Annotated in this window: 26 protein-coding genes and 2 pseudogenes; 18 read left to right on the plus strand and 10 right to left on the minus strand. The window is 57.6% G+C overall.

Annotation, left to right across the window (positions count from 1 at the left end; all coding sequences use genetic code 11):
• Positions 1-22: 22 nt before the first annotated feature.
• On the minus strand, positions 23-721 hold the full coding sequence (locus RVY89_RS13185; protein WP_484825563.1) for a GNAT family N-acetyltransferase: 699 nt from the start codon (positions 719-721) through the stop codon (positions 23-25).
• Between the two features lie 201 nt (positions 722-922).
• Here RVY89_RS13185 and RVY89_RS13190 point away from each other — a divergent pair, with 201 nt between their 5' ends.
• From RVY89_RS13190 to RVY89_RS13210, 5 genes are all read left to right on the plus strand, one after another.
• Entirely contained in the window at positions 923-2,491 is a 1,569-nt protein-coding gene (locus tag RVY89_RS13190) for an ABC transporter substrate-binding protein (protein ID WP_484825564.1), read from the plus strand.
• A 98-nt stretch (positions 2,492-2,589) separates the two neighbouring features.
• Positions 2,590-3,603 carry an ABC transporter permease gene (locus tag RVY89_RS13195; protein WP_484825565.1) on the plus strand — a complete coding sequence of 338 codons (1,014 nt, stop codon included), beginning with the start codon at positions 2,590-2,592 and terminating at the stop codon, positions 3,601-3,603.
• Entirely contained in the window at positions 3,603-4,436 is an 834-nt protein-coding gene (locus tag RVY89_RS13200; RefSeq protein WP_484825566.1) for an ABC transporter permease, read from the plus strand. Before RVY89_RS13195 ends, RVY89_RS13200 begins: the two co-directional genes overlap by 1 nt.
• On the plus strand, positions 4,429-5,265 hold the full coding sequence (locus RVY89_RS13205; RefSeq protein ID WP_484825567.1) for an ABC transporter ATP-binding protein: 837 nt from the start codon (positions 4,429-4,431) through the stop codon (positions 5,263-5,265). The genes RVY89_RS13200 and RVY89_RS13205 overlap by 8 nt, the downstream gene beginning before the upstream one ends.
• Entirely contained in the window at positions 5,252-5,956 is a 705-nt protein-coding gene (locus tag RVY89_RS13210; RefSeq protein WP_484825568.1) for an ABC transporter ATP-binding protein, read from the plus strand. Before RVY89_RS13205 ends, RVY89_RS13210 begins: the two co-directional genes overlap by 14 nt.
• A 109-nt stretch (positions 5,957-6,065) precedes the next feature.
• On the opposite strand, the gene RVY89_RS13215 is transcribed toward RVY89_RS13210, so the two are convergent.
• The 4 genes from RVY89_RS13215 to budA all read right to left on the minus strand — a co-directional run bounded on the left by RVY89_RS13215 (position 6,066) and on the right by budA (position 9,934).
• Positions 6,066-6,539 carry a cold-shock protein gene (locus RVY89_RS13215; protein WP_047650520.1) on the minus strand — a complete coding sequence of 158 codons (474 nt, stop codon included), beginning with the start codon at positions 6,537-6,539 and terminating at the stop codon, positions 6,066-6,068.
• A 131-nt stretch (positions 6,540-6,670) separates the two neighbouring features.
• Positions 6,671-7,441, minus strand: coding sequence for a (S)-acetoin forming diacetyl reductase (locus RVY89_RS13220; protein WP_045402003.1), 771 nt, complete (start codon positions 7,439-7,441; stop codon positions 6,671-6,673).
• A gap of 20 nt (positions 7,442-7,461) precedes the next feature.
• The gene (gene alsS, locus RVY89_RS13225; RefSeq protein ID WP_024906953.1) at positions 7,462-9,141 is read right to left on the minus strand and encodes an acetolactate synthase AlsS; all 1,680 of its coding nucleotides are present in this window, start codon (positions 9,139-9,141) and stop codon (positions 7,462-7,464) included.
• Positions 9,142-9,154: 13 nt separating this feature from the next.
• Positions 9,155-9,934, minus strand: coding sequence for an acetolactate decarboxylase (gene budA / locus RVY89_RS13230; protein ID WP_086374961.1), 780 nt, complete (start codon positions 9,932-9,934; stop codon positions 9,155-9,157).
• Positions 9,935-10,039: 105 nt separating this feature from the next.
• On the opposite strand from budA, the gene RVY89_RS13235 reads away from it, so the two are divergent.
• From RVY89_RS13235 to RVY89_RS13275, 9 genes are all read left to right on the plus strand, one after another.
• Entirely contained in the window at positions 10,040-10,921 is an 882-nt protein-coding gene (locus tag RVY89_RS13235; protein ID WP_032649661.1) for a LysR family transcriptional regulator, read from the plus strand.
• 231 nt (positions 10,922-11,152) lie between these two features.
• Positions 11,153-11,743 (plus strand): hypothetical protein, encoded by a 591-nt coding sequence (locus RVY89_RS13240; RefSeq protein ID WP_484825569.1) that lies wholly within the window; start codon positions 11,153-11,155, stop codon positions 11,741-11,743.
• 231 nt (positions 11,744-11,974) lie between these two features.
• Positions 11,975-12,832: a MurR/RpiR family transcriptional regulator gene (locus tag RVY89_RS13245; protein ID WP_484825570.1), complete on the plus strand. Its 858-nt coding sequence runs from the start codon at positions 11,975-11,977 to the stop codon at positions 12,830-12,832.
• A 127-nt stretch (positions 12,833-12,959) separates the two neighbouring features.
• Positions 12,960-14,288: an aspartate aminotransferase family protein gene (locus RVY89_RS13250; RefSeq protein ID WP_484825571.1), complete on the plus strand. Its 1,329-nt coding sequence runs from the start codon at positions 12,960-12,962 to the stop codon at positions 14,286-14,288.
• Complete coding sequence (locus tag RVY89_RS13255) at positions 14,285-14,839, plus strand: carboxymuconolactone decarboxylase family protein (RefSeq protein ID WP_484825572.1); 555 nt, start codon at positions 14,285-14,287, stop codon at positions 14,837-14,839. Before RVY89_RS13250 ends, RVY89_RS13255 begins: the two co-directional genes overlap by 4 nt.
• Positions 14,840-14,964: 125 nt before the next feature.
• Positions 14,965-15,717 carry a glutamine ABC transporter substrate-binding protein GlnH gene (gene glnH / locus RVY89_RS13260; protein WP_371898850.1) on the plus strand — a complete coding sequence of 251 codons (753 nt, stop codon included), beginning with the start codon at positions 14,965-14,967 and terminating at the stop codon, positions 15,715-15,717.
• Between the two features lie 50 nt (positions 15,718-15,767).
• Positions 15,768-16,424: a glutamine ABC transporter permease GlnP gene (gene glnP / locus RVY89_RS13265; RefSeq protein ID WP_024906945.1), complete on the plus strand. Its 657-nt coding sequence runs from the start codon at positions 15,768-15,770 to the stop codon at positions 16,422-16,424.
• A 2-nt stretch (positions 16,425-16,426) separates the two neighbouring features.
• On the plus strand, positions 16,427-17,149 hold the full coding sequence (gene glnQ / locus RVY89_RS13270; RefSeq protein ID WP_484827939.1) for a glutamine ABC transporter ATP-binding protein GlnQ: 723 nt from the start codon (positions 16,427-16,429) through the stop codon (positions 17,147-17,149).
• A gap of 21 nt (positions 17,150-17,170) precedes the next feature.
• Positions 17,171-18,184, plus strand: a complete 1,014-nt coding sequence (locus RVY89_RS13275) for a C45 family autoproteolytic acyltransferase/hydrolase (RefSeq protein WP_484825573.1) — start codon at positions 17,171-17,173, stop codon at positions 18,182-18,184.
• On the opposite strand, the gene gstA is transcribed toward RVY89_RS13275, so the two are convergent.
• Positions 18,178-18,783: a glutathione transferase GstA gene (gene gstA / locus RVY89_RS13280; protein WP_484825574.1), complete on the minus strand. Its 606-nt coding sequence runs from the start codon at positions 18,781-18,783 to the stop codon at positions 18,178-18,180. The genes RVY89_RS13275 and gstA overlap by 7 nt on opposite strands.
• A 119-nt stretch (positions 18,784-18,902) precedes the next feature.
• On the opposite strand from gstA, the pseudogene RVY89_RS13285 reads away from it, so the two are divergent.
• Together RVY89_RS13285 and RVY89_RS13290 are read left to right on the plus strand one after the other, a co-directional pair.
• A pseudogene (locus RVY89_RS13285) lies at positions 18,903-19,785 on the plus strand (LysR family transcriptional regulator).
• Positions 19,786-20,075: 290 nt separating this feature from the next.
• Positions 20,076-20,531, plus strand: coding sequence for a hypothetical protein (locus tag RVY89_RS13290; protein ID WP_484825575.1), 456 nt, complete (start codon positions 20,076-20,078; stop codon positions 20,529-20,531).
• A 140-nt stretch (positions 20,532-20,671) separates the two neighbouring features.
• Here RVY89_RS13290 and RVY89_RS13295 read toward each other — a convergent pair whose 3' ends face one another.
• Positions 20,672-21,322, minus strand: a complete 651-nt coding sequence (locus RVY89_RS13295) for a GntR family transcriptional regulator (RefSeq protein WP_484825576.1) — start codon at positions 21,320-21,322, stop codon at positions 20,672-20,674.
• An 85-nt stretch (positions 21,323-21,407) separates the two neighbouring features.
• Here RVY89_RS13295 and RVY89_RS13300 point away from each other — a divergent pair, with 85 nt between their 5' ends.
• Both RVY89_RS13300 and RVY89_RS13305 read left to right on the plus strand, forming a co-directional pair.
• A complete protein-coding gene (locus RVY89_RS13300) occupies positions 21,408-22,610 on the plus strand; it encodes an MFS transporter (RefSeq protein ID WP_484825577.1) in 1,203 nt (400 codons plus the stop codon).
• Positions 22,611-22,650: 40 nt separating this feature from the next.
• A pseudogene (locus RVY89_RS13305) lies at positions 22,651-23,257 on the plus strand (cysteine hydrolase family protein).
• Positions 23,258-23,364: 107 nt separating this feature from the next.
• On the opposite strand, the gene RVY89_RS13310 reads toward RVY89_RS13305, so the two are convergent.
• Genes RVY89_RS13310 through RVY89_RS13320 form a run of 3 tightly spaced genes read right to left on the minus strand, consistent with a single transcriptional unit; the run spans position 23,365 to position 26,415 of the window.
• Positions 23,365-24,228 carry an efflux RND transporter periplasmic adaptor subunit gene (locus RVY89_RS13310; protein ID WP_484825578.1) on the minus strand — a complete coding sequence of 288 codons (864 nt, stop codon included), beginning with the start codon at positions 24,226-24,228 and terminating at the stop codon, positions 23,365-23,367.
• Positions 24,225-24,440 (minus strand): DUF1656 domain-containing protein, encoded by a 216-nt coding sequence (locus RVY89_RS13315; RefSeq protein ID WP_484825579.1) that lies wholly within the window; start codon positions 24,438-24,440, stop codon positions 24,225-24,227. The genes RVY89_RS13310 and RVY89_RS13315 overlap by 4 nt, the downstream gene beginning before the upstream one ends.
• On the minus strand, positions 24,433-26,415 hold the full coding sequence (locus tag RVY89_RS13320) for an FUSC family protein (protein WP_484825580.1): 1,983 nt from the start codon (positions 26,413-26,415) through the stop codon (positions 24,433-24,435). The genes RVY89_RS13315 and RVY89_RS13320 overlap by 8 nt, the downstream gene beginning before the upstream one ends.
• Positions 26,416-26,491 lie beyond the last annotated feature (76 nt).

Raw genomic sequence — 26,491 nt, forward strand, 5'->3', positions numbered from 1 at the left:
CGCTGTACCCTACATAAAAAACTTATAACCGAAACGCCTCAAGCCGCTTTATCTGACGCCCATCGTCGTCAAAATTCTCCGCCGCCAGCCAGGCGCGCAGCTCCGCGTCTCTTTGCGGCCATTCGCCGTCAATAATAGAAAGCATATCGCTGTCGCGGTTGCGCCCTTTACGCACCAGCTTCTGGCGCAGGCGCCCTTCCCAGACAAACCCCAGCCGCTCCGCCGCCCTGCGTGAGGCAACGTTCATCGAATCACACTTCCACTCGAGGCGCCGATAGCCGTGCTCAAACGCATTTTTCAGCAGCAGCCACACCGTTTCAGTACCGATGCGGGATCCTTTCATTTTACGCGACCAGGTGACGTGCCCGATCTCCACCGACCCCAGCAGCCGCTCGTTGGCCATATAGCTCACCAGCCCCACCGCACGTTCGGTGCGTAAGTCAATGACGGCAAACGGCACCAGCTCATCGTCCATGACCTTCGCCATGATCCAGTGCGCGGTGGCTTCCACGCTCTTGGGCTGCGTGCTGGCAAGCCACGTCCAGTCGCTGTCGTCGCCCAGCGCGTAGGCCTCATAGAGATCGGCCGCGTGGCGATCGGCGTCCAGCGGCTCCAGGCGACAATACTGGCCGAACAGCGGCGTGCGGGTTAACGCGCGCGCGCCTTTCCAGTCGGGAACGATATCGTTAACGGTTTGACCATGTTGATTGATTTCGGGCACGGCGGTGACTCCCTGAAAGGTAAGGAGTTTGTTATAGCAGGTTAAAAAGCAGGCGAAAAGCAGCGTGTTTTAATAGCCCGAGCGCATGCGATATTCCCGGAAGGCATAAGTAAAGCTGAATTTCGACTTTGTGGAATGTCACAGTCGCCCTAACGTAGCGGAGCATAAAACAATCACAATATATTCTTCTCAGGGATCGCTATGACGAAAAAACTGTTGCCGTTACTGGTACTGACTGCGCTCTCAGGCGCAGCACACGCCGCTACTCCGCCCAACACGCTGGTGGTTGCCCAGGGGCTGGATGACATCGTGAGCCTCGACCCGGCCGAAGCCAACGAGCTCTCCAGCATCCAGACCGTGCCGAGCCTGTACCAGCGTCTGGTGCAGCCGGACCGCGATAATCCGGAAAAAATCACGCCGATTCTGGCAGAAAGCTGGGAAGCGGACGCGGCAGCAAAAACCCTGACCATCAAGCTTAAGCCCGATGCAAAATTCGCCTCCGGCAACCCGCTGCGCCCGGAAGACGTGATCTTCTCTTATACCCGCGCCGTGACGCTGAACAAATCCCCGGCCTTTATCCTCAACGTACTGGGCTGGGACGCGAGCAACATCGCCAGCCAGCTGAAAAAGGTGGACGAGCACACCCTCCAGCTTCGCTGGACGGCGGACGTGAGCCCGTCGGTGGCGCTGAATATTCTCTCCACGCCGATTGCCTCCATCGTCGATGAAAAGCAGGTCGCCGCAAACGTGAAGGATAACGACTTCGGTAACGCGTGGCTGAAAATGCACTCGGCGGGCAGCGGCGCGTTCAAAATGCGCGTCTATCAGCCGCATCAGGCCATCGTGCTGGAAGCTAACGACTCCGCTCCCGGCGGCGCGCCGAAGCTGAAAAGCATCATCATTAAAAACGTCCCCGATCCGGCTTCGCGCCGCCTGCTGATCCAGCAGGGTGATGCGGACGTGGCGCGAGATCTGGGTGCAGATCAGATTAGCGCCCTGGACGGCAAGCCGGGCGTGAAGGTGCTGAGCATCCCGTCTGCGGAACAGAATTACCTGGTGTTTAACACCGGCAACAGCGCTAACCCGCTGCTGAATAACCCGGCCTTCTGGGAAGCGTCGCGCTGGCTGGTCGATTATGACGGCATCACTAAAAACCTGCTGAAAAGCCAGTACTTTGTTCACCAGAGCTTCCTGCCGGTCGGTCTGCCGGGCGCGCTGGAAGACAATCCGTTTAAATTTGACCCGGCAAAAGCGAAAGCCATTCTCGCCAAAGCGGGCATTAAGGACGCGCACTTCACGCTGGACGTGGAGAACAAGCCGCCGTTTATCACCATCGCGCAGTCGATGCAGGCGAGCTTTGCGCAGGGCGGCGTGAAGGTGGATCTGCTGCCTGCCGCCGGGAGCCAGGTCTATGCCCGCGTGCGCGCCAAGCAGCATCAGGCGGCGATTCGTCTGTGGATCCCGGACTACTTCGACGCGCACTCTAACGCCAGCGCCTTCGCGTGGAACGACGGGAAGTCCAGCACCGTGGCCGGCCTGAACGGCTGGAAAATCCCGGAGCTGAACAAGGCCACGCTGGCGGCGGTTGCCGAACCGGATCCGGCGAAGCGTCTGGAACTGTACAAGAAAATGCAGGAACAGCTGCAGCAGAGCTCGCCGTACGTGTTCGTCGATCAGGGCAAAACCCAGATCGTGGTGCGCGATAACGTGAAGGGGTATCAGCAGGGGCTGAACGCGGATATGGTCTGGTACGATCGCGTCACGAAGTAGCCCTTGTTGCCGGGTGGCGCTGCGCTTACCCGGCCTGTGTTCTCGGTTTTTGTAGGCCGGGTAAGGCGAAGCCGCCACCCGGCATGAAGAGATTTCCCATGCCACATCTTTCCACCCGCGTGCTTCAGGGTCTACTGACCCTGCTGCTCACGCTCTTCGGGCTGCTGCTCGTCACGTTTGCGCTTTCGGCGTTTTCACCGGTCGATCGCGTGCTGCAGATCGTAGGCGATCACGCCAGCCAGTCGACGTACGATCAGGTCCGCCACCAGCTTGGGCTGGATCGTCCCCTGCCCGTGCAGTTCTGGCACTACCTGCAAAATCTTGCCCACGGTGATTTAGGCACCGCCAGCGCCACCGGGCAGCCGGTGCTGCAGGATCTGCTGCACGCCTTTCCCGCCACGCTCGAGCTGGCGACGCTGGCGTTAATCATCGGCGCCGTGCTCGGCGTGATTGCCGGGGTGCTGTGCGCCCGCTACGCCGGTTCGCCGCTCGATTTAGCCATCAGAACGCTCACCCTGCTCGGCAACTCGGTGCCGATTTTCTGGCTCGGCCTGCTGATGCTGGCCCTGTTCTACGCGAAGCTGCAGTGGAGCGCGGGTCCCGGCAGGCTGGATGATATCTGGCAGTTCACCGTCGAGCCGCGCACCGGCTTTGCGCTCATAGATACCTGGCTTTCCGGCGACCGCGAGGCGTTTCGCAACGCCATCAGCCACCTGGTGCTGCCGGTGCTGCTGCTGGCCTATTACTCGCTGGCGAGCATCACCCGCCTGACGCGCTCTGCCTGCCTGAGCGAAATGAACAAAGAGTACATCCTGCTTGCCCGCGCCAAGGGAGCCGGGGAGATGGCCATTCTGCTGCGCCACGTGCTGCCGAACATTCGTGGCACCCTGCTGACGGTGATCGCCCTCGCCTACACCAGCATGCTGGAAGGCGCGGTACTGACCGAAACCGTCTTCTCATGGCCGGGGATCGGGCGCTACCTCACCACCGCCCTGTTCGCCGGAGACACCACCGCGGTCATGGGCGGCACGCTGCTGATCGGCGTCTGCTTTGTCCTGATCAATAACCTTACCGACCTGCTTGTGCGGGCGACCGATCCCAGGGTGCGCTGATGCCGTTTTATCTTTTCTTACGCCGCCTGCGCCGCTCCCCTGCCGCGTTTTGCGGGCTGGTTGCCATTGCGCTGCTGGTGTTTATTGCCCTGTTCGCCCCCTGGCTGGCACCGGTTGATCCAAACTGGCAGGACGCCGCCGCGCGCCTGCAGGCACCGAACGGCCAGCACTGGCTGGGCACCGACAGCTACGGGCGCGACCTGCTCTCGCGCCTGATTTACGGCACCCGTCCGGCGCTCGGGCTGGTGGCCATGGTTACCGTTATAACCCTGCCCGCCGGGCTGCTGGTGGGGATTTTGTCCGGCTACTATGGCGGCTGGATGGAGCGCATTCTGATGCGCTTCACCGACGTGGTGATGTCGATGCCGCGCCTAATCCTCGCCTTCGCCTTTGTGGCGATGCTCGGCCCGGGTCTGGTCAACGGCGCGCTGGCGCTGGCCTTAACCACCTGGCCCGCCTACGCGCGGCAGGCGCGGAGTGAAATTCAGCGTCTGCGCCACAGCGACTACCTCGCCGCAGCCGAAATGATGGGCATTCGCGGCCTGCGCCTGCTGGTCGGCCATATTCTGCCCCTGTGCCTGCCGTCCGCGATTGTACGGCTGGCGCTGGATCTGGCGGGGATTATTCTGGCGGCTGCCGGGCTGGGCTTCCTCGGTCTTGGCGCACGCCCTCCAATGGCCGAATGGGGCGCGATGATCGCCGACGGCATGCAGGTCATTTTCGACCAGTGGTGGATTGCCGCCATTCCGGGCGGGGCGATTCTGTTTGCCAGCCTGGCCTTTAACCTGCTGGGCGATGGCCTGCGCGACGTACTGGAGCCACAGCATGACTGAACCCCGCGTCATCGTCGATGCGCTAAATATCGACTACCCCGCCGCACGCGTGGTCAACAACCTGAGCTTTACGCTTGGCAACGAGCGGCTGGCGCTGGTGGGGGAATCCGGCTCGGGCAAGTCGATGTCCGCCCGCGCCCTGATGGGGCTGGTGCGTAAGCCCGGCATCGTGAGCGCCAGCCGGCTTAACGTGCTCGGCAACGACCTGCTGACCCTGAGCACCCGCCGCTGGCAGGCGCTGCGCGGCAACGGGATTGCGATGGTCCTGCAGGACCCGCGCTACGCGCTAAATCCGGCGAAAAACGTCGCTGCTCAGCTTGATGAGGCGCTGACCCTGCATCAGCGCCTGCCCCGCGCCGAGCGCCAGGCACGCATTCATGACATCATCCGCGCCGTCGGGCTGAACGAGAACGTGCTGTCACGTTATCCCGGCGAACTCTCCGGGGGAATGGGCCAGCGGGTGATGATTGCGATTGCGCTGATCAACAACCCGCAGGTGCTGATTGCCGACGAACCGACCTCCGCGCTGGACGCCCGCCTGCGTAGCCAGATCCTCGAGCTGCTGGTGCAGCAGAGCGAAGAACGCCAGATGGCGATGCTGTTAATCAGCCACGATCTGCCTCTGGTGGCGGAACACTGCGACCGCGTGCTGGTGATGTATCAGGGCGAAAAGGTGGATGAAATGGCGGCAAGCCAGCTCCCGCAGGCGACGCACCCGTATACGCGCACCCTGTGGACCTGTCGTCCAGACGCCAACACCTTCGGCCAGATGCTGCCGACGCTGGACCGTTCGCAGCCCTGGAAGGAGACCGATAATGGCGCTCGTTGAAGTTAAGGATCTCCAGGTAAGCTTCGGGGATAAAACGGCGGTGTCCGCCGCCAGCTTTACCATCGAGAAAGGTGAAACCTTCAGCCTGATAGGTGAATCCGGCTGCGGGAAATCGACTATTTTGCGCGTGCTGGCGGGGCTGCAGCGCGAGTGGAACGGTCGCATTTCTATACTGGGAGATGCGCTACGGCCAGGACGGCGTTTTGAAGGCGAGCTTCGCCGCAACGTGCAGATGGTGTTTCAGGATCCGTGGGCCTCGCTGCACCCGAACCACACCATTGCGCGCACCCTGTCGGAGCCGTTAAGCATCCACGGCGAAACGCATATCGCGGAAAAGGTGGCAGATGCGCTGCACCAGGTGGGGCTTTCCGCCGACGCGGGCAAGCGCTACCCGCACCAGCTTTCCGGCGGCCAGCGACAGCGCGTTGCCATTGCCCGCGCGCTGCTGCTGCGTCCGCGGCTTCTGCTGCTGGATGAACCGACCTCGGCGCTGGACATGTCGGTACAGGCGGAAATCCTGAACCTGCTTAACCGCCTGAAGGCCGAGCACGAAATGACCTATCTGCTGGTGAGCCACGACGCGGACGTGATTGCGCATATGTCCGACCGGGCGGCGTTTATGGCGCACGGGGAGATCCAGAGGGTGTTTGACCGCGAGGCGATGTTACGGGGCGAGCACAGGATGGGATAAGTGCGCGCGGCGGTGCCCGGTGGCGCGGCGCTTACCGGGCCTACGTTTCGTGCCGCGTTGATGGTTTTTCGTAGGCCGGGTAAGGCATCGCCGCCACCCGGCAAAAAAATCACTTCAGCAGCTTCACCGTGGCATCAATGTCGATCTCATCTTCTGTGAAGATCAGCGTCGTGTTCTGGAAGGTGGTGATCGCCAGCTTCTTCACCGTACGCATTTCGCCCGGCTTTTTCTCGGATTTCGGCTTGATGCTGTTCATCAGCAGTCCCACCGAAAGCACCGCGTTCTCTTTGTCGATTTTGGTATCAACCGGTTCTTCTTCGTTAAACACCACGAAGGATTTGATGGAGGTGAGCTTCACGCGCTCGCCCGCAATAAAGAGATGTTTGCTTTCCGGGATCACCTTCACCGCGTAGGCGGAAAGGCCTTTGTTGTTGGTGGTTGGCTCGAAGGTCACCGCGGCATCTTTCTTAATCAGATCGGGGTTCGCGACCTTAATCACATGAAAATAGCGGTTGTCGCCGTTTTCATCTTTGATAAATCCAAAGCCTTTATCTTTAAACCACGTTGTGATTGTACCGTTCATCGCTGTTACCGCCTGTCAGATCGTAATGACTAAAGTTTTGCAGCGCGCAGTGTAATGCACAATGGCGGAGGAGACAAAAAAAAGCCCCTGCACGGGTGCAGGGGAAAACTCATGTCAGAGCTTATTAGAATTTAGTTGAACACCATCCCACCATCGATGAGCAGAGACTGGCCGGTCATATAGTCGGAATCCGGTCCCGCCAGGTATGAAACGCAGGCGGCGACATCTTCCGGTTCGGACAGACGGCCAAGCGTGATGCGTTTGGCAAAGGTTTCGGTACCGTAGCCGAGCGGTTTACCCGCCGCCTCGGAGACCTGACGGTCGATCTCTGCCCACATCGGCGTTTTAACGATGCCCGGGCAGTAGGCGTTAACGGTGATCCCCAGCGGAGCAAGATCCCGTGCGGCGGTCTGAGTTAAGCCGCGCACCGCGAATTTACTGGAACTGTAGACAGCCAGCTCCGGGTTACCGGTATGGCCCGCCTGGGAGCAGGCGTTGATGATTTTGCCGCCGTGCCCCTCTTTGCGGAACGCGTCAATCGCGGCCTGGATCCCCCAGATCACCCCTTTCACGTTGATGTTGTAAACCTTGTCGACAATCTCCGGCGTGATGGATTCGATTGGGGTAGACGGCGCAATCCCGGCGTTATTGACGATCACGTTGAATCCGCCCAGCGCGGTGCGGGCTTTCTCCACCGCCGCAAATACCTGCTCGCGGTCAGAGACGTCCACCTTCACGGCGACGGCGTTACCGCCGTTACGGATGATTTCATCGGCGACGGCTCTTGCCGTCTCAACGTTATAGTCGGCGATGGCGACGGCAAATCCATCCTTCACCAGGCGAAGCGCGATCGCTTTACCAATCCCCTGGCCTGAGCCTGTTACGAGAGCAACTTTTTGCATTTCTCTGTCCTTATGTTGATTCACAAAATCTGGCTGAGATGGAGCTGGCCCATCAGCAGCGGGTTATCGCTGTAGTCGACGGGAATGGCCACCACGGCCGGGCCATCCACATCCATCGCCGCACGCAGCGTGGGTTCGAGCGCGTCGGCGCTCTCCACGGCAAAGCCTTTCGCGCCAAAGGCGTCGGCATAGACTTTGAAATCGACCGGGCCGAACTCGACGCCGGAAAGACGCTGGTATTTTTTCTCTTCCTGAATGGCAACCATGTTGTAGCCGTTATCCACCCAGATGATGTGCAACACGTTAGCGTTGAGGCGCACCGCGGTTTCCAGCTCCATGCTTGACTGCAGGAAGCCGCCGTCACCGGAGACCGAAACCACCTTGCGGCTCGGGTTGACCAGCCACGCGCCAATGGCCCACGGCAGCGCGACGCCCATGGTCTGCTGACCGTTGGAGATCATCACCTGACGCGCCCGGAAGCTGTAGAGGTAGCGGGCGATCCAGATGTGGAAGCTGCCCATGTCGACGGTCAGCGTCACGTCGTTATTCACGATGTCCTGCATGGCCCGCACGATGCGCAGCGGATGCAGGGCAAACTGGTTGAGCGAGGCGCCGCGACGATCGAGCAGATCGCGCTGATGCTGGCGGTCGACCAGAATTTCGGAGGCCCGCTGGCTTAGCTCAAGCTTATGGTCGATACGGTTAGCGAGCTGATTCAGCGTTTCGGCGATATCCCCCACCAGCTCCAGATCCGGCACGTAGTTTCGTTCTTCATAGGCAGGCAGCACGTCGATGTGCACCAGCGTGGCGTCACCGCTGTTCCACATGGAAGGCTCGTATTCCACCGGGCTGTAGCCGATGCAGATAATCAGATCCGCCAGATGGAGCAGCCGGTCGCCCGCCTGGTTATTGAACAGACCGACGCGCCCGGCGAAGCGGGTGAAGTGCTCCTGGTTCACCGCCCCGGCGGCCTGATAGGTGCTGGTGACCGGAATACGGCTTTTCTCCAGCAGCTTGCGCAGCGCGGCGCTGTTGGCTGGCTGGCTCGCCATCAGCCCCAGCAGGATGACCGGGTTTTTGGCCTTTTCGATAAGCTTCGCTACGTCGTTGATGGCGGATTCTGGCGCCGGCCCCATCAGCGCGGGACCGCTGGCGGGTAAAATCGCCCCCGTGGCGGGCTGGTCGACAATATCCTGCGGCAGGCTGACGAACGCGCCCCCCGGCCTGCCGTGCTCGGCGGCGCGAAACGCGTTGGAAACCACCTCAGCAATCGCGTCCGGCGCGCTCACCTCCACGGCGTATTTGGTGACCGGGCTGAACATGGCGACGGTGTCCATGCTCTGGTGCACCAGCTTCGCTTTATCCGCCCGCTTCACCGCCCCGCCCAGCGCCACCACCGGGTCGCCTTCGCTGTTGGCGGTGGCAATGCCGGTGATCAGGTTGGAACAGCCGGGCCCGGAGGTCACCAGCGCTACCCCGGCCTTGCCGGTCAGACGCCCTACCGCCGCCGCCATAAACGCCGCGTTGGCTTCGTGACGGACGGGAATGATCTCGATGGAGGAGTCCAGCAGGGAGTCAAAGACTTTGTCGATTTTCGCCCCCGGGATCCCGAACACCTGCTTCACGCCCTGCGCTTCCAGCTGGCCGACAACCAAATCGGCGCCGTGCGCCCACTGACGTGACTGTTTCTCACTGTTCACGGTAGTTCTCCTGTTAGTTTTCGACGGCACGGATCGCCGCATCCAGATTGCTGGGGTGAAGGTTGGCCTGTAAAAAGGCGCTGTCGGCGGGCAGATCGATCATCAGCTTGTGAATTTCACCGAAGGTGAGCACGCCGCTCTCCAGCTGGTAGTCGAGCAGATGCCCCCCGCCCTGACGGTCGTCGGTAATGAAATGTTCGTGGTAGCCCGCCACGTTGATGCCCTGCATATGCTGCGGCGTGCGGAACCCGACCAGCACCCCTTCACGCTGGTTAAAGCGGAACACCGGCTGGTCGTCCAGCACGTCGGTCATCGCGCGGTACGGCGGCTTCTGGCGCGGTACGGTGCGGGTGTGGGCGTGGCGGAAGTTGCCGTCGATGCGCAGCGCGCAGAACAGGTTATCGGAGGGGATCTGCTGGTCGATTGCGTCGTGGATCTGCTGACGGCTGACCGGCGCATTGAAGGTGATACGGTACTGCGGCTGGAACCAGGTCATCACCGCAAACGGCGTTTTCTGCTCTGGCTTCGCGGCCCGGGCGCTGCCGTCGGCGCGCAGCTGGTACACCTGGCTGCTGAAGGCGATCATTTCGCCGTCCAGCTCGTTGAAGGTGCCCAGACCAAAATCACCGTGTGCCAGCAGATCGGCGATGGTGGTCTCTCCTTCATACACGCCGCTTAGCAGGGCGCTCATTAGCGATGTCTGATAGATCACGCTGTCAGGATGCTGGGCGGAGAACCCGCGCAGGGTCTCGCACAGACTGGCTTCGCAGTCGCAGGCAGATGAATGCACCATCTTGCTCGTCCTCTTCAACTTAATTTAGAAAGGTTAAATAAATGTTGACCCGATTCAGCAGAGAGTTCCAATATAGAAACCATGCTGGTTTGAGACGTTTTAGATATGGAACTTCGTTATCTGCGGTATTTTGTCGCGGTTGCACGCGAGCGACACTTCACCAGGGCGGCCGAAGCGCTGGGTATTTCACAGCCTCCTCTGAGTCAGCAGATCAAACGGCTCGAAGAGGAAGTGGGCACGCCGCTGTTCAGGCGCCTGACGCGGGGCGTGGAGCTGACCGAAGCGGGAGAAGCCTTCTACGAGGACGCCTGCAAGATCCTGGCGCTGAGCGACGCCGCGCTGGAGAAAGCCCGCGGCATCGCGCGCGGGCTGAACGGCAACCTGTCGATTGGCATCACCAGTTCCGACGCTTTTCATCCCAAAATCTTTACCCTGATTCGCCAGTTTCAGGTGCAGAACATGGCGGTGCAGGTTCACCAGGTGGAAGCCAATATGTCGTCGCTGACGACCATGCTGGCGGAGGGTGAACTGGATATCGCCTTCGTGCGCCTGCCGTGCGAGAGCAGCAAGGCGTTCGAGTTAAAAATCCTCGACCGGGAGCCGATGGTGGTGGCGCTGCATCGCGATCATCCGCTGGCGGCGTGCGATTCGCTGGCGTTAGAGCAGCTTCGGGAGACGCCGGTGGTGCTGTTCCCGCAGGAGGTCGCGCCGGGCCTGTATGACCGGGTTCACGGCTGCTGCGAGCGGGCCGGGATTGACGTGCAGCACGCGCTGCAGTCGTCGCAGCTTTCATCGTCGCTGAGCATGGTTTCCGCAGGCGGCGGGTTCGCGCTGGTGCCGAAATCCATGGCGGCCATTTCTCCGCCGAATGTCACCTATCACACGCTGAGCTCACCGGAGCTTTATACCGACATCGCGCTCTGCTGGCGGCGCTTTGAGCGCTCGCGGACGGTTAAGCGGTTTTTGACGATGCTGAGCGAGGGGTGACGGCGGCGCTGCGCTTGCACGGGCCTACGGTTCGTGTCGCGGGTTGGCGGGCTTGTAGGCCGGGTAAGGCGCAGCCGCCACCCGGCAATGCCAGCCTCTGTCGTCAATCGCGTGATCTTAGAACGGTATAGGTCTTGTTGATACACGCTTCGGTACTACGTTTTCCTGGTAATTGTCTGCCGCAAATCCTCTGTTACTCTGGCTGTGCTCAAAGGATGACAAGGAAGAACAATGCTGAACCCCGGATTCGTTACCCGCAAAGCGCTTGCTCAGTGGCAGGATGTTCCCGCTTTTCTCCGCCAGTTCCAGTTTCATGAAAAACACCGAACGGTCATTCATACTGCGCATCCTGAAAATATTCTGCCGTTGATTGCAAACTTTGACGTCCGGCAAGATGCCGTGATTCGTCGGCTGATGGCTTTACGGCAATTACCGCAAAAACTTCTTCGCAATCAGCAGGCTGGCTCAATCAGCGACTTTGGCCTGCACAGTTTTACCCTTTTGAAAAACTCTGCATCTGAACTCTGCTACGGCTTAAAAGGACAATTCTGGCGGACCAGTTTCGGTCTGGAAAACGCACCGGATGCCATTGCTTTTCAGTCGCCAGCCGCGCCGGGCAGCGCAAAGCTGTTGCTACGCTATCGGGTAACGGAACTGACGCCAGGTCAACATGAACTCTGTACGGAGACCTTCGTCTATTGTCCGGACAAACGTACTCACCTAAAAATGGCAGCCTACTGGCTGGCAATACGGGCCGGGAGCGGCTGGATCCGAAGAAGGATGCTGAAAGCGGTTAAGTCGAATATTGAAGGGCTGGAATGAGCGAGGAGCAACGCTATGCTGCATAGAAAACAGTCTTAACGTTGGCCTTTATCATAATGAACATCAGATTGGTTTCGCGCATCTGATAACCCCCTGTTCAGCTCCCCGTTGACTTATCGACTCTGTGTTTTCATCATCCGTTCTCGGGACAACGCGACCATGTTCGTTTTGTGAAGATCGAACGTAAGTTGATGACAGCAGCGCTAACCTTCAAAAGCGGGACTATTTGCTATGAATCCAAGGGAAAATATTATCAGTACATTCAGTGAATTGTCTGCAGAATTGCAGCGTGCTGCCGAGTTCTCGCTACAGAATACCAATCAACTGGTCGTGCTATCGATGCGTGCCTTCGCCAGTGAAGCCGGTGTAAAACCCGCCACGCTGCTGCGGTTAGCGCAACGATTAGGCTACAACGGCTGGGGTGAACTCAAGGACGCATTCATCGATGAACTCGGGCTGCGTAATGATACATATGTATCCAAAGCCGAGAAGCTGATCGCTAAAGGCACTCAGCCGCAGCTGTATGAAGAGGTGTTTCAGGCGCATCAGGCAAATTTGGCTTTTACGCAGCATGAAAACCATCAGGCCATGGAGCAGGCCGTATTGCTGCTGGACGCCGCTGAGAATGTCTATATTTGCGGCTTCCGGGCCAGCTTTCCTATCGCCTGGTCGCTGTTTTATGTCTATCGACTGTTCAATCGGCAGGTGTCGTTAATTGATGGTCTGGCGAGCAATATCGAGGTGTTCACTCGAGAATTAACATCACAAGATTGCCTGTTACTCACCAGTTTTGCCCCCTATTCGCGTGAGTCGCTCGATGTCCTGCGCGCGGCCCAGCAGGCAGGTGCGACGATCGTCGCCATCACGGATTCTCCCGTCTCGCCATTAGCCCAGGCTGCCGATTGCACGCTGCTGTTCTCCATAGACAGCCCGTCATTTTTTCCCTCCGTGGTGTCCGGCATGGGCCTGGCCGAGTGTTTACTGGCGATGCTGGTCGCGCGCCATGGTCGGGATGCAGTGAATAAAATCGAAAATGCTGAACGCTACCTTATTAACTCTGGTGCCTACGTGGTGCCCGGGAAACCCTGAAAAATAATTCATTTGCATCCGGCATAAGAAAACTGAATACATTTGAATCAAAATGAAATTGACGTGATACAAATGAATCCTGCATGATGCGCTTCATTAGCACAGCGCATTCAGGAGCAGGACCAGCATGACCCATATCATTCACCGCAGTCTACGCAGTACGCCCGCCGTGGCGGTACGCGCCCAGGGGGCGTACATTTTTGATGCACAGGGAAAACAGTATCTGGATGCCTGCGGTGGCGCCGCCGTTTCCTGTTTAGGCCACGCGCATCCTGACGTGCTGGCTGCGATGCATCGCCAGATCGATCGGCTGGCCTATGCCCATACCGGTTTTTTTACCAGCGACACCGTTGAGCAGCTTGCTGAGCATTTGACGCGCACGGCACCTGGCGACCTTAACTATGCCTATTTCGTTTCGGGCGGTTCGGAAGCGGTCGAAACCGCGCTCAAGCTGGCGCGCCAGTATTTTGTTGAGATCGGCCAGCCGTCGCGCACCAAATTTATCGCCCGTAAGCAGAGCTATCATGGCAATACCCTTGGGGCGCTCGCGGTGGGAGGCAACGAATGGCGCCGCCGCCAGTTTGCTCCCTTGCTGATCGATGTGATCCGCGTTTCGGCCTGCAATGAATATCGCGACCGCCGCGATGACGAAACCCAGCAGCAATACACCACGCGTCTGCTCAACGAGCTGGAGCAAGCCATTATTGAGGCCGGTCCCGACACTATTATTGGTTTCTGTGCAGAAACCGTGGTGGGAGCCACCACCGGCGCCACCCCGCCTACCCCGGGCTATCTTAAAGGTGTACGCAACCTGTGTGATAAATACGGCATCCTCTACATCGCGGATGAAGTCATGTGCGGCATGGGACGCACCGGCACATTGCATGCGTTTGAACAGGATGATGTGGTGCCGGATTTGGTAACCATCGCGAAGGGGCTGGGGGGCGGCTATCAGCCGATTGGCGCAGTATTAGCGAGCGAGAAGATTGTCTCAGCGCTGCAGGCCGGTAGCGGTCTGTTCCAGCACGGGCACACCTATATTTGCCACGCGACCGCCGCGTCCGCAGCCCTGGCCGTGCAGCAGGTGATTGCGCGCGATAATTTGCTGCAGGCGGTCAGGCAACAGGGGGCTTACCTGCACTGCGCATTGCGTGAAGTGCTGGGGGAATTACCGCACGTCGGTGATACGCGCGGGCGCGGCTTGTTTGCGGGCGTTGAGCTGGTACGCGATAAAGACAGCAAAACCCCCTTCGATCCAGCCCTGAAGCTGCATGCGGCAATCAAAGCAAACTGTATGTCACGTGGGCTGATGGTCTATCCAATGGGTGGAACCATTGACGGGCAGTATGGCGACCATATCCTGATCGCCCCCCCGTTTATTGTCTCGCCTGCCCAGCTCGACTTTGTGGTAGACACGCTGAACACCGTTATTGGCGAAGAGACCAGCAAATTATGATCAATCGTTTACCGCCGCTGGCGGAGCATGAGTGGGACGACCAGCAGCGCGCGTTGGCCGAAGAGATAATCAACGGGCCCCGCGGTGCTCTGCTGCCGCCTTTTGAGCCGCTGCTGCGCAGTCCAGAGCTCATGGCGCATGCGCAGCGCATGGGGGAATATCTGCGTTATCGCAGCGCGCTGGGACAGCGCCTTTCGGAACTGGCAATTTTGATGACCGCGCGGCACTGGTCGCAGCCTGTTGAGTGGGCGATTCATGCGCCGATAGCGCGCGAGAAGGGTATTTCTGCCGCGGCGGTGCAGGCGATTAATGAAAAGCGTCTTCCTGAGGATCTGCAGCCGGATGAATGGGCGGTCTATCGCTTTTGCAAGGAGTTACAGGAGCAGCAGAAGGTCAGCGATGCCACCTGGCAGCACGCTATCGCACTGTGGGGCGAGAAAGGCGTGGTGGATCTTATCGGCATCAATGGTTATTACAGTTTTCTCTCAATGGTAATGAACGGCGCACAGACGCCGGTACCCGACACCCGGGATGATATTATTCCCGCATAAGCTTTCGTTTTAAATTTGGCGCATGAAAGTGCGCCCTGCATATCAACTTTTTATTTTCCCACCCCGCCGATGTATTTCGCCGGGTGACATTCATGCACGCTACTTCACTGACGCCGAGGGTTATCATGTCTGGATTATTAACTAAATTAAAAGTTACGTTAGCACTGGTCGCTTGCTCCGCCAGTTTTGTGGCACAAGCGCAGGATAAATTAACGGTTGGCGTTGATACCGCGTTTGTCCCCTTTGAATTTAAACAAGGCGATAAATACGTCGGGTTTGATATTGATTTGTGGGATGCCATCGCAAAAAAAATGGATGTCAGCTACGAATTACGCCCGATGGACTTCGGGGGACTGATTCCGGGTTTGCAATCACGTAATCTGGATGTCGCCATGGCGGGCATTACGATAACCGACGCGCGTAAACAGGTCGTCGATTTCAGCGACGGTTATTATGATGCTGACTTATTAATGGCGGTGAAAAGCAGCGATAATACCATTACTAAATTCAGCGATTTAGCAGGAAAGAAAGTGGGATTAAAGCAGGGAACGGCGGCGGCCAGCTTTATGAAAAGCAAATATAAGGCGAACTATGTCGAATTCCCGAATATCGACAACGCCTATCTTGATTTGCAGGCAGGTAACCTTGATGCCGTGGTACATGATTCCCCCAACGTGCTTTATTACGTAAAAACGGCGGGTGATGGCAAAGTGAAATCGACCGGCGAGACTGACAGTATTCTGCCGCAGCACTACGGCTTTGCGATGCAGAAGAATAGTAGCCTGACGCCGAAGATCAACGCCGCACTGCAAGCGCTACGTGCGGACGGCACTTACAGCAAGATTTACGTGAAGTGGTTTGCTAAACAGCCAAAATAATCCCGCCAGGTCGGAGCGATCCGACCTCGTTACATCTTAACGGGTAACATATGAATTTCGACAGTAAATATATTTGGGAGTCCCTGCCGCTGTTGTTGCAAGGATTACAGCTGACGCTGATTATTTCATTATCAGGTTTATTAGGTGGTTTTGTTATTGGCCTGCTGGCGGGAACCTGTCGGGCGCTCGGAGGAAAAATATCAAAGACAGTCTCGTTAGTCTTTGTCGAGTTAATCCGCGGAACGCCTATTATGGTGCAGGTAATGTTTATTTACTTCGCACTTCCCATGGTATTACCGATTCATATCGATCCGGTAACGGCGGCCATTACGACCATTGTGATTAACTCGGGTGCATATATTGCAGAAATCACCCGAGGGGCGATTCTTTCGATTAATAAAGGATTTAGAGAGGCCAGCCTGGCAATGGGATTATCCCAACGCAGCACGCTATGGCATGTCATTATGCCGCTGGCATTACGCCGTATGATCCCGGCGTTAGGTAATCAGTGGATTATCAGTATTAAAGATACCTCACTGTTTATTGTTATTGGTGTGGCGGAATTAACTCGTCAGGGGCAAGAAATTATTGCCGGTAATTTCCGCGCGCTGGAAGTCTGGACCGCAGTGGCAATGATCTACCTGCTGGTGACGCTGTGCCTGAGTTTCCTGCTGAAGCAACTGGAGAAGAGGATCCATATTTTATGAGCATGGTTGAATTTAGCGCAGTGTCGAAAAATTTCGGCGCCACTCAGGTGCTGCACGACATCAATTTTAAAATTGACGCCGGCGAGGTCGTGGTGATCATCGGCCCTTCCGGATCGGGCAAATCGACGCTGCTGCGCTGCATTAACAAACTGGAGGAAATTTCCTCCGGCACGCTGCTGGTAGCGGGAATGCACATTACCGATCCTCACGCTAACGAATGTGATATCCGCCGTGAAGCCGGAATGGTGTTTCAGCAGTTCCATCTGTTCCCCCACCTGACGGCGCTGGAGAATGTGATGTTTGGTCCGGTTCGCGTACGCAAACAGAGCAAAGCCGCCGCGCGGGAACAGGCGCTGGCGCTGCTGGACCGCGTTGGCTTACGCGAACGCGCCGGTCACTACCCATCAGAGCTCTCAGGCGGTCAGCAGCAGCGCGTAGCCATTGCCAGAGCCCTGGCAGTGAAACCGAAAATGATGCTGTTCGATGAGCCAACCTCAGCGCTGGACCCCGAATTACGGCATGAGGTGCTGAAAGTCATGCGCTCGCTGGCCGAAGAGGGCATGACCATGGTGATTGTGACCCATGAAATCGGCTTCGCCCGCGATGTGGCATCACGCCTAATTTTTATTGATGGCGGCACCATTGCCGAAGATGGTCCACCTGATATGCTGCTGAATAGCAGTCGCAATCCACGCCTGAAAGAATTTTTGCAACACGTATCCTGAACAGAAGTGAATGATAACACTATGAAAAAAATCGACATTCGTGGTTCCGCTTTTGCAGTAGGCCAGGCGCTTGGCGCGTTCGGCCGCGAGGCCTGGCATGCAAAACTGACGCAAACGGCGTTGTGGCAAACCGTTACCGCCATGAAAGACGCAGAACAGACCCGGAACATGCGCTCGCGGGTCCAGTCTCAATATCCCCCGATCTGGCAGGAGCTGGAGGGATTAGCCGAGGGTCTGGAAGCACCGTTTGATGAGGTGTTTGCCTGGAACTGCCGCGGCGATCTGGTGCGCTCAACCTCTGATGGCTGCACCACGGTAGCGGGAAGCACCGCAGAGGGAGAGCTGATTATCGCGCATAATGAAGACGGTTTCCCGCAGCTTCGCAACGACTGCGCCATCGTCAGCATCACCCCGGATGACGGCCTGGCATTCACCAGTTTTGCTTATCCGGGATCGATTTGCGGACATACCTTCGCCGTAAACGAAAAGGGCGTGGTGAATACGGTGAATAACATACGCGCCTTGCATCGTCCGGACGGAATGCCGCGCCAGATACTTGCCCGCGCTGCGCTGAATGCCGCCACGTTAGATGAAGCCATCTCCATACTGACCACCGGGCCACGCGCCGGTGCATTTCATCATACGCTGGGGCAACGGGGAGACGGCCGGCTGTTCAGCGTGGAGGCGACGGGAACAGGCTGTTCCGTCACGCCGCTGCGGGACGTTTTCGCCCATGCTAATCACCTTATCCACCCTCAGCTTGATGCGGTTGAGCAGGTGATCACTGACAGCTCCCGGTCGCGCCAGCAGAGGTTAAACGCCTGGCTGGAGACGCAATCTCACCTTGATGGCGAAGCGGCACTGGCTATTCTCTCGGACCAGCATGATCCCGCGCTCCCGATTTATCGTCTCTCGCCAAACGACCCGGATGAAGAGAACACGCTTGCCACCGCCATTTTTACCCTGAGTACGTCGGAGATAAAATGGCAAATATTCACTCACGATCGGCAAATACCCGCTTTACAGTCTTACTGAGCCGCTTCCGCACGTAATGCGGCCTGCACCGCTGTACGGGCAGTGATTTTATCCCTGTACGCCAGCAGCGCAGGCCAGGGGCTCAGCTCAATGGAGAAGAACTTACTCCATCCCAACACGGTGAAAAAATAGGCATCTGCCACGCTAAATGACGATCCCGTCAGATAAGCGCGTGTGGAGAGCGTTTCCTCAAGAAAACTGAACCGCCTGAAGAGCTTCTCACGAAAAATGGATTTGACCTCTTCGGGCAGCAGGCGGTTGAAAAGGGGCGCCGATCCCGCGTGTATTTCGCTGGTGATAAAATTCAGCCATTCCTGAAGCCGCACCCGCTCCCAGCTGTCTGCACGCGGTGCCAGACCCCTCTCCGGCTTGAGGTCTGCCAGGTACTGCAAAATCGCTGGCCCCTCGGTCAGGATATTTCCGTCATCCAGTTCAAGCGCGGCGACATACCCTTTAGGGTTGATGCTCAGGAAGTCACGCCCGTCAGCGGTAAGCTTGCTCCTGTTGTCCACTTTAACCAGCTCAAACTCAATTTCCAGTTCGCGAAGTACGATATGGGGTGAGAGTGAGCAGGTGTCCGGGGCGTAATAGAGTTTCATAATCTCTCCGTTAAAGCTGTGAGTGATAAAGATTCGGTTTGCATTCACTGTGCTTAAAAAGGTTACCGCTGTAAAATTAATGATTCATAACTTAACTATTAGCTGGGCTACTGATAACCATGATGGATTTGTTGCACTGGCGCCTGGTGGTTGCCGTGGCCGATGCCAGTAATATTTCACGTGCCGCTGAAGAGGTCGGCATGACGCAGTCGGGTGCCAGCCAGGCGATCGCTCAGTTAGAGGCATCATTAGGATTTGCGGTATTTACGCGTGAGCGACGCCACGTCGGTGTTACAGCCCTGGGCGAGCGGGTTGTCAAAGAGGCAAGAAGCATGCTGGCGCGGCTGGACGCCATCCGCGCGCTGGCGGATGAGAGCCGCGGGCTGAGTGGCGGGCGCATTCGTCTCGCCAGTTTTCCGTCAGTAACGTCCACATTTTTGCCGGGACTGTTGCGGGACGTGAAGCGCCTGCATCCTGAAATAGAGGTGGTCGTACTGGAAGGCACGGACCAGGAGGTCGAAGAGTGGCTGGCGGCAGATACGGTTGATCTCGGCGTGGTCATGAACCCTGCTCCCGGACGCGCGGATGCGCTCCTGGGTCAAGATGCATGGGTCGCGGTGTTGCCAGCCAGCCACCGTCTGGCTCGCTATGCGCGCGCGCGGCATCACCCTTGAGGAACTGGCAGACCAGCCCTTCGTACTCGCCACAGGCGGTTGTGCCGTCAATGGAATAAGTCTGATGGCGCAGGCTGGGTTGGAACTGTCTGACGTGCAGGTGACCGTCCGCGACTGGATTAGCGCCTGCCTGCTGGTACGCGAAGGCATGGGCGTCTCGCTGATACCTGAATCCGCCCTGCCGGATGAATTACGCGGTTTGTGCGTCGCGCCCATAACGCCTTCGCTGTGCCGGGAGTTTGGGATGGTTTGTTCGCAGGCGGGCAAAGCTTCCCGCGCGACGCAGACGTTATTAGAAGGGTTGCTCAAAATGAAAAGGTCTGCATGAGAAGTAACCGCGGTGCAAACTGTGCCCGGCGGCGCGGCGCCTGCGCGAGCCTACTGTTCGTGTCGCGGGTTGGTTGGCGGTTTTGTAGGCCGGGTCAGGCGTAGCCGCCACCCGGCAATGCCCTTCTGGAAGCCGCCTCGCAAACCTGCAAGCAACCTTATGTAATTCAGGGTTATCCCTTTCCTTCCTTTTTTCGCGGTCGTAAAGTGCCTGCGTTGCGGCACATCCGTAACCGGGCGTAGGAACCCGTTAGCGTAGCATGACATTTTTTTGCACAACGAGGATGCTAAGTGGCTACTGCCCCTGAATTTTCTTACGCGCTCTCTGCGGAAAGCGCTGTTCGTCACCTCATCAACAATTCAATTTCCGATTCCGCGGATCTCTTCGAACTGGCCGATGCCTGCACTGCGTATGTAAGCGTGCTGGTGGAAACTGACGACGCGGTGACGTTTGCCACGCTCTGTAAGCGATTGCTGACCGCGCTTAAGCGACTGCGGGAGCGCTGTGATGCCGAACTTCCTTCGTACCTGGTTGAACAGTTGATTGCGGGGGAAAAGATTACCTCCTGCGTGCCCGACTGCTGGCAGGAGACGACGCTGCAGGTGGACTATGCCGTGGCGTTAACGCTGGCGGTGATGGGCGGGACATTGCCTGCAAGCGTGGCGAAAGAACTCACCGGACTGCTGCATGATATGGTCTGGCTGCTGGCGGAGTTTGTGAAAGAGCCTTATATCCAGGCGCACTGAGGCGGGTCACTGAAGGCCGGAATTCTGCGAGGTAAGAAGCAGGATTTCGGCCTTACTCAAACTACAGAGTAGTTTGTTGAATGTCCATTAAGAGCGAGGAGCGGACCTCTGTCATGTTGTCGTAAAAAATCACCGCTTAATCAGGAGATAGCAATACCTCTTGCCCTCAAGCTCCGTCTACTTGAATTGATGGCTTCCAGTAGGCGAAGGCGGCTTTCGCTGAGATGAACGGCGAGTAACTCTGCCGCTTTTTCAGTCTCCTGCGACCTAAGCGCAGCTATTATCTCTTGATGATCTTCCCATGCGGGATTCGATGGTGCTTTGTCGAGCCATCGTGCCCGTGAAAGCCGGCGCAGGGCATCGCTTACCCCTTCAAAAATAAACGCATTCTGACAAAGACGGGCCAACTGTAGATGGAACCGTGTCCCGGCATCGTCCATCACCTCTTCTGACACATCAGCAGTCTTCGTTTTAAGCAGGTTTTCCAGACCGTTGAGTTGTTCTTCCGTCATCTGGCTGGCTGATAGTTTTAATGCCGCCACTTCCAGTACTTCCCGGTAAATACACAGCTGTTCCACTTCAGCGACATCGATCGGTGCTACTAACCAGCGCAGCCCGTCACGACAGACCAGACCTTCTGACTCCAGTTTTTGTAATGCGGCTCGCACAGGCGTCCGGGATGCGTTAAACGTTGCTTCAGCCCAGCGCTCGGTAAGTCGTTCTCCTGGCCCCAGCTCCATACTGAGTATCAGTTTTCTTAATTGGTTTTCAACTTCTGATGCCTGACTCATAACGACAATGTTCTCCCGCAAATTGACAGTAAGATGCGCAATCGATATGGTATACCAATTTGGTATACCAAGAAAGAGTATTTCTATGACCCAATTCTATAACAGCTTCTGGCAGCGAAACCTGCTTGTTTGCTTCATTGGCTCGTTCTCAACTGTCTTTGCAATGACCCTTATGCTGCCGTTTCTGCCTTTGTATGTCGAAGAACTGGGTGTTAGCGGGCATGCCGCGGTCGTGCAATGGTCTGGCGTAGCATTCAGCGCAACGTTTATCACTGCCGGGTTGATCGCCCCTGTCTGGGGGAAACTCGGTGACAGATATGGACGCAAGTCGATGCTCGTGAGAGCCAGTCTTGGCATGGCGGTGACTGTTTCGCTTATGGGGCTGGTGACCAATATATGGCAACTTGTCGGACTAAGGTTGTTAGTTGGTCTGGCTGGTGGCTACTCATCCGGCGCGACTATTCTTATCGCAGTCCAGGCTCCCAGAGAACGTGCAGCCTGGGCGTTAGGGATTGTTTCATCCGGTGTAATGGCGGGCAATCTTATCGGTCCACTTGCCGGCGGGTGGCTCCCTGGTCTGCTCGGCATTCGAACCACGTTTTTCTGTGCAGGTGCGCTGATATTTCTGTCCTTTATCATGACCCTCACTCTCATTCGCGAAGAGGTGCAAAAGCCTGAGAATTCGGTGGCAAAAACGGCAGTGAGCTGGTCGCAGTTGCCTGCCCGTACTGTAATTATTTGCATGCTTTGCACCGGTCTGCTGCTGATGCTGGCCAATATGTCGATAGAACCCATTATCACGGTCTATGTGCGAACCCTCGTCAGTGACGCTTCTCAGATAACGAAAGTGGCGGGATATGTGATGGCAGCAGCGGCGCTGGGCAGCATTATTTCCGCCTCATGGCTTGGAAAACTGGCGGACAGGATAGGACATTTACGCATTATCACGCTGGCGCTGACTGCGGCCGGTTTACTGCTGATCCCCCAGGCATTTGTCACTTCCGGGTGGCAACTGATTGCCCTGCGTTTCCTTATGGGACTGGCGCTCGGCGGCTTATTGCCTTGTATTGCAGCAGTGATACGTCACCGCGTACCAGAAGGCATGGTGGGCAGCATTCTTGGCTATTCCGTCGCAGCGCAGTTCGCTGGTCAGTTCATCGGGCCGCTGATTGGCGGCTTTGTCGGCGGGCATATCGGTATGCGAGCCGTCTTCCTGGCAACCAGCTGCATCCTGTTAGCCGGAGCTGCCTGGAACTTTAAAATACATCGCCAGTCAGCAACGCGCTGACTGACTTCATTATCCTTCATCTGCAAATTTCGGAAATTTTATGTCAAATCAACTCAGTAACATCAGTAAAAACAGCGCTCTGCTGGTTATGGATTTTCAGACGATCATCCTTAACAATTTCCTCCCGCAAGAAAGCGCTGGAAACGTTATCCGCAATACCGCATCACTGATAACCGCTGCGCGCACGGCAGGCGTTCCGGTCATTTATATCAGTGTCGGATTCCGCAAGGGGTATCCAGAGGTCAGCAAAAACAACACTATCTTCTCTACGATTAAAGAGAATGGAATTTTTATAGCGGACAACGAGAGCACAGCTATTCATCCTGATGTCGCTCCGGCAGAAAATGAGGTCGTCATCGTTAAACGCAGAGTCGGAGCTTTCTCGTTTACCGAACTTGAGATGATCCTGCGTGCTCAGGGCATCGAAAACCTGATCCTTACCGGTGTGACTACCAGTGGTGTGGTGCTTTCTACAGTCGGGCAAGCGTTTGACTTGGATTATCGCATTATCGTTGTGAGTGATTGCTGCGCAGATCCAGATCATGACACCAATGTGTTTTTACTTGAAAAGATTCTACCTCAACATGCTTTTGTTACCAGTTCATCTGAAATATCAAAAGCCTGGGCATAAAAATATGAATTTCTGACGTCAAAATAACCGTATTGTACTGGGGGGAGATGACCGGGAATGCCCGGTCATATAAACGTCCGCTTCTGGCACAAAAAAGACATTCACATCTATCACCTTCCCTCTCTACCGCCCCACCGCCACGCTCGCCGACAGCCCCGCCACCAGCTCAACCCCCTCCGGCAACCTGTCGATATGAATGCGCACCGGCACGCGCTGTGCAAGCCGCACCCAGCTAAAGGTAGGCTCGACGTCAGGCAGGCCCAGCCCGCCCGTCTCATCGTTGCTGTCCCCAATCCCGTGCCCGATGCTCTCCACGTGCCCCGTGATGACAGGCTCATACCCCATCAGCACAACCTGCGCGGCATCCCCAACGCGAATATGGCGCAGCTTGGTCTCCTCAAAGTACCCTACCACCCAGAAGCTATGGGCATCGACGATGGCGACCCTGGTCTCCCCCGCCGTTGCATAGTCCCCTGGGCGAAGCCGCAGGTGCGTGACGTACCCCGAGACCGGCGCACGGACGGTGGCGTGCGCCAGATTAAGCTCGGCCAGTTCCAGCGCGGCCAGAGCACCGTGATAATTGGCCGTCGCGACGTTCGCCGCGCTGCCGGTTTGCTGCAGATCCTCGCTGGAGATGGCGTTTTTAATCAGCGTGCGGCGGTGGGCCGCATCCTGGCGCATCAGCATCTCATGACGTTTCGACTCCACGTCAGCCTGCGCGCTGGCCACCGCCAGCTTGAGCCAGCGCGGATCGATGGTGTACAGCACATCGCCCCGATTCACCCACTGGTTATCCCTGACGGCCACGCTGATAACGGGCCCGGAGACGTCCGGCGCAATCTGCACCACATCCGCCCGCACTCGCCCGTCGCGGGTCCACGGCGTTTGTGCGTAGTGTTTCCACATCATAAACGCCAGAAGCGTGGCCGCCGCGACGGCGCTCAACGTCAGCGCATAGCGAGCCAGTAAAGAGAGCAGTGATTTCATGACAATAACCCCAACGCGGTCAGGCCCTGCATCAGCAGGAAAAAGGTGACAATCCAGGTTGAAACATCCATCAGCGGGCGAAACGGCAAGCGCCGGTAGCCCCTGCTGAGAGAGAAAAGCGCGGCGAGGCCCAGCGTGCAGACCAGCGCAGCAAGAGCGACGACGAGCAGCCCCGGGATAAAAACCCCGCCGATATTGAGATCGTTAACCATGATCAGGCCCCCGTAGTGCGCAGTGCAGATCCACCAGCCTGAAGACAAACTGGCGCGTATGTTCATCTGCTGCAGGCAGATGGCGCTCGATAAGGGTGACGATGCGTTCGCGTAAGGCGTCGTAGTCTGCGGCGTTTATCCGATGAAAAAGCGCGTCAACCTCCCTGCCGGGCGGCACCTCAATGCGGCGTAAATGCATGACCGAAAGCCCCAGACGCAGCGCGTGTAACAGCCGATCGAGCGCCTGATCTGGCGCGCGCTCGCTGCGCTGCAGACGCGGCAGCAACAGGGCGGTTCGGTCCATCATCAGGTTAATCCAGTGCGTTTCATCAACCCGCAGCGTGCCTTTCACGCAGCGGCGAATGTCGCGCTGGCAAAGATTGAGCAATCGCGCGATGGCGCCATCCGCCTGCACGGTTTGCAGCAGGCTCATGCTGATGACGGCAAAGCCGGTCGCGGCAAATAGCGCAATGGCGGTGTTGGCCGCAGCGGCGAAGTCTCCGCTGTAGTGCGCCCCCAGCTCGCACAGAATGGGCAGCGTCAGGGTGATCCCCATCGCCATAAACGTGGTGGGCGGACGCGCCTGAAGCGACCCGGCCAGCAGATACGCAGGAGCAAGCACCGCCACCAGCACCGGGAAATCGCTCACCAGCGGCAGCAGCGCAAAGCTGTAGAACAGGCTAATCACCACGCCCCAGAACGAGCCAATGATGTATTTCAGAATGTGCGGTGCCGGAGTGTCGAAGCTGCCAAACAGCGTGCAGCAGACCCCCAGAATAGACACCGCCGTACCGCCATCCGGCCACGCAGAGAAGATCCAGACCAGACAGCCGCCCAGGATAATGGCGAAAGCACCCAGCGCCGTGCGGGCTGCGGTAAGAGGATCGCGGTGGAAAACGTAGCCTTTCGCCGCGCGGGTTTGCATCTCCCCTAAGACGGGTTTGGCGTGGAGGATGGCCCCGGAAAGACGCTCGCACTGCTGCAGAAGATCGATAGCCTCCGCGAGGTAGCGAATAAAACTGACCTGCAGCGCGTCTTCAAACGTCTGCGCCTGCGCGGTATACCGATCGATGAGAAGCGCACAGCGGTGCCGTAATGCCTCTGCCGTGCTGCTGAGGCTAGTGCCTTCACCGGCCAGCCAGGCCTGAACATCCTCCAGCAAGCTCTGCACGTCGGCGGGCAGGTTTCCGATCGCTGGCATGCGGTCGTGTAGTTCACAGTTGATGATAACGAGCCGCGCCAGCCGATCGTGAATCGCTTTCCTGGCCTTCCGCACCGGGGCTGACAGGGCAAAATCGTACGGAATATGGTGGCTTATGCCCTGCAGGAACTGCAGCGCCAGGGCCAGATGCAGCGGGCCGGAAGCCGCATCGGGCTTGCCCGCTAAGGTGTCGGCCACCCGTTCGCGCGCCGCCTTCAACGTCTGGGATAATTTAGCGTTGAACAGCCCTGATACGCGCGCGGGCAGCACGTAGCGGTGAATCAGCGCCGCGCAGAAAATCCCTATCGCGATCTCCTGTACGCGGAGGATGGCGATGTTAAAAATGCCGCCGGGATCGGCCACCGATGGAAAACCAATCAGGCTTGCGGTGTAGCCGGCCAGCACAAAGGCATAGGCCCGGGGCGTGCGCTCCAGCAGAGAGAGCCAGAGGCAGAACGTGATCCAGCCCGTCAGCGCCACGCTACACAGGATCGGCGTATTCGCGAAGGTAGGTACAATCAGAACGGTCGCGCTGGCACCCACCACGGTTCCGGCCAGACGGTAGAGGCTTCTGCTCAGCGATGCGCCTACCGACGTCTGGGACACGATATAAACCGTAATAATGGCCCATGAGGGACGTTCAAGACCTATCGACAGCGCGATGTAATAAGCGAGCATCGCCGCGGCAAAACTCTTCGCGGCGTAGTTAAGCGCCCCTGCGTCGTTTTGCAGCGCGGCGGGCAGGCGCACGGGATAAGAGAAGATATTATTCATGCCGGGATTATTACCGGCTTGCAGCGCTGCTTAAATACTCTATTCTGTCAAAAAATACCTGAATGTTGCCAAAATC

It is taken from the genome of Enterobacter sp. 3U4 (genome assembly GCF_057224565.1).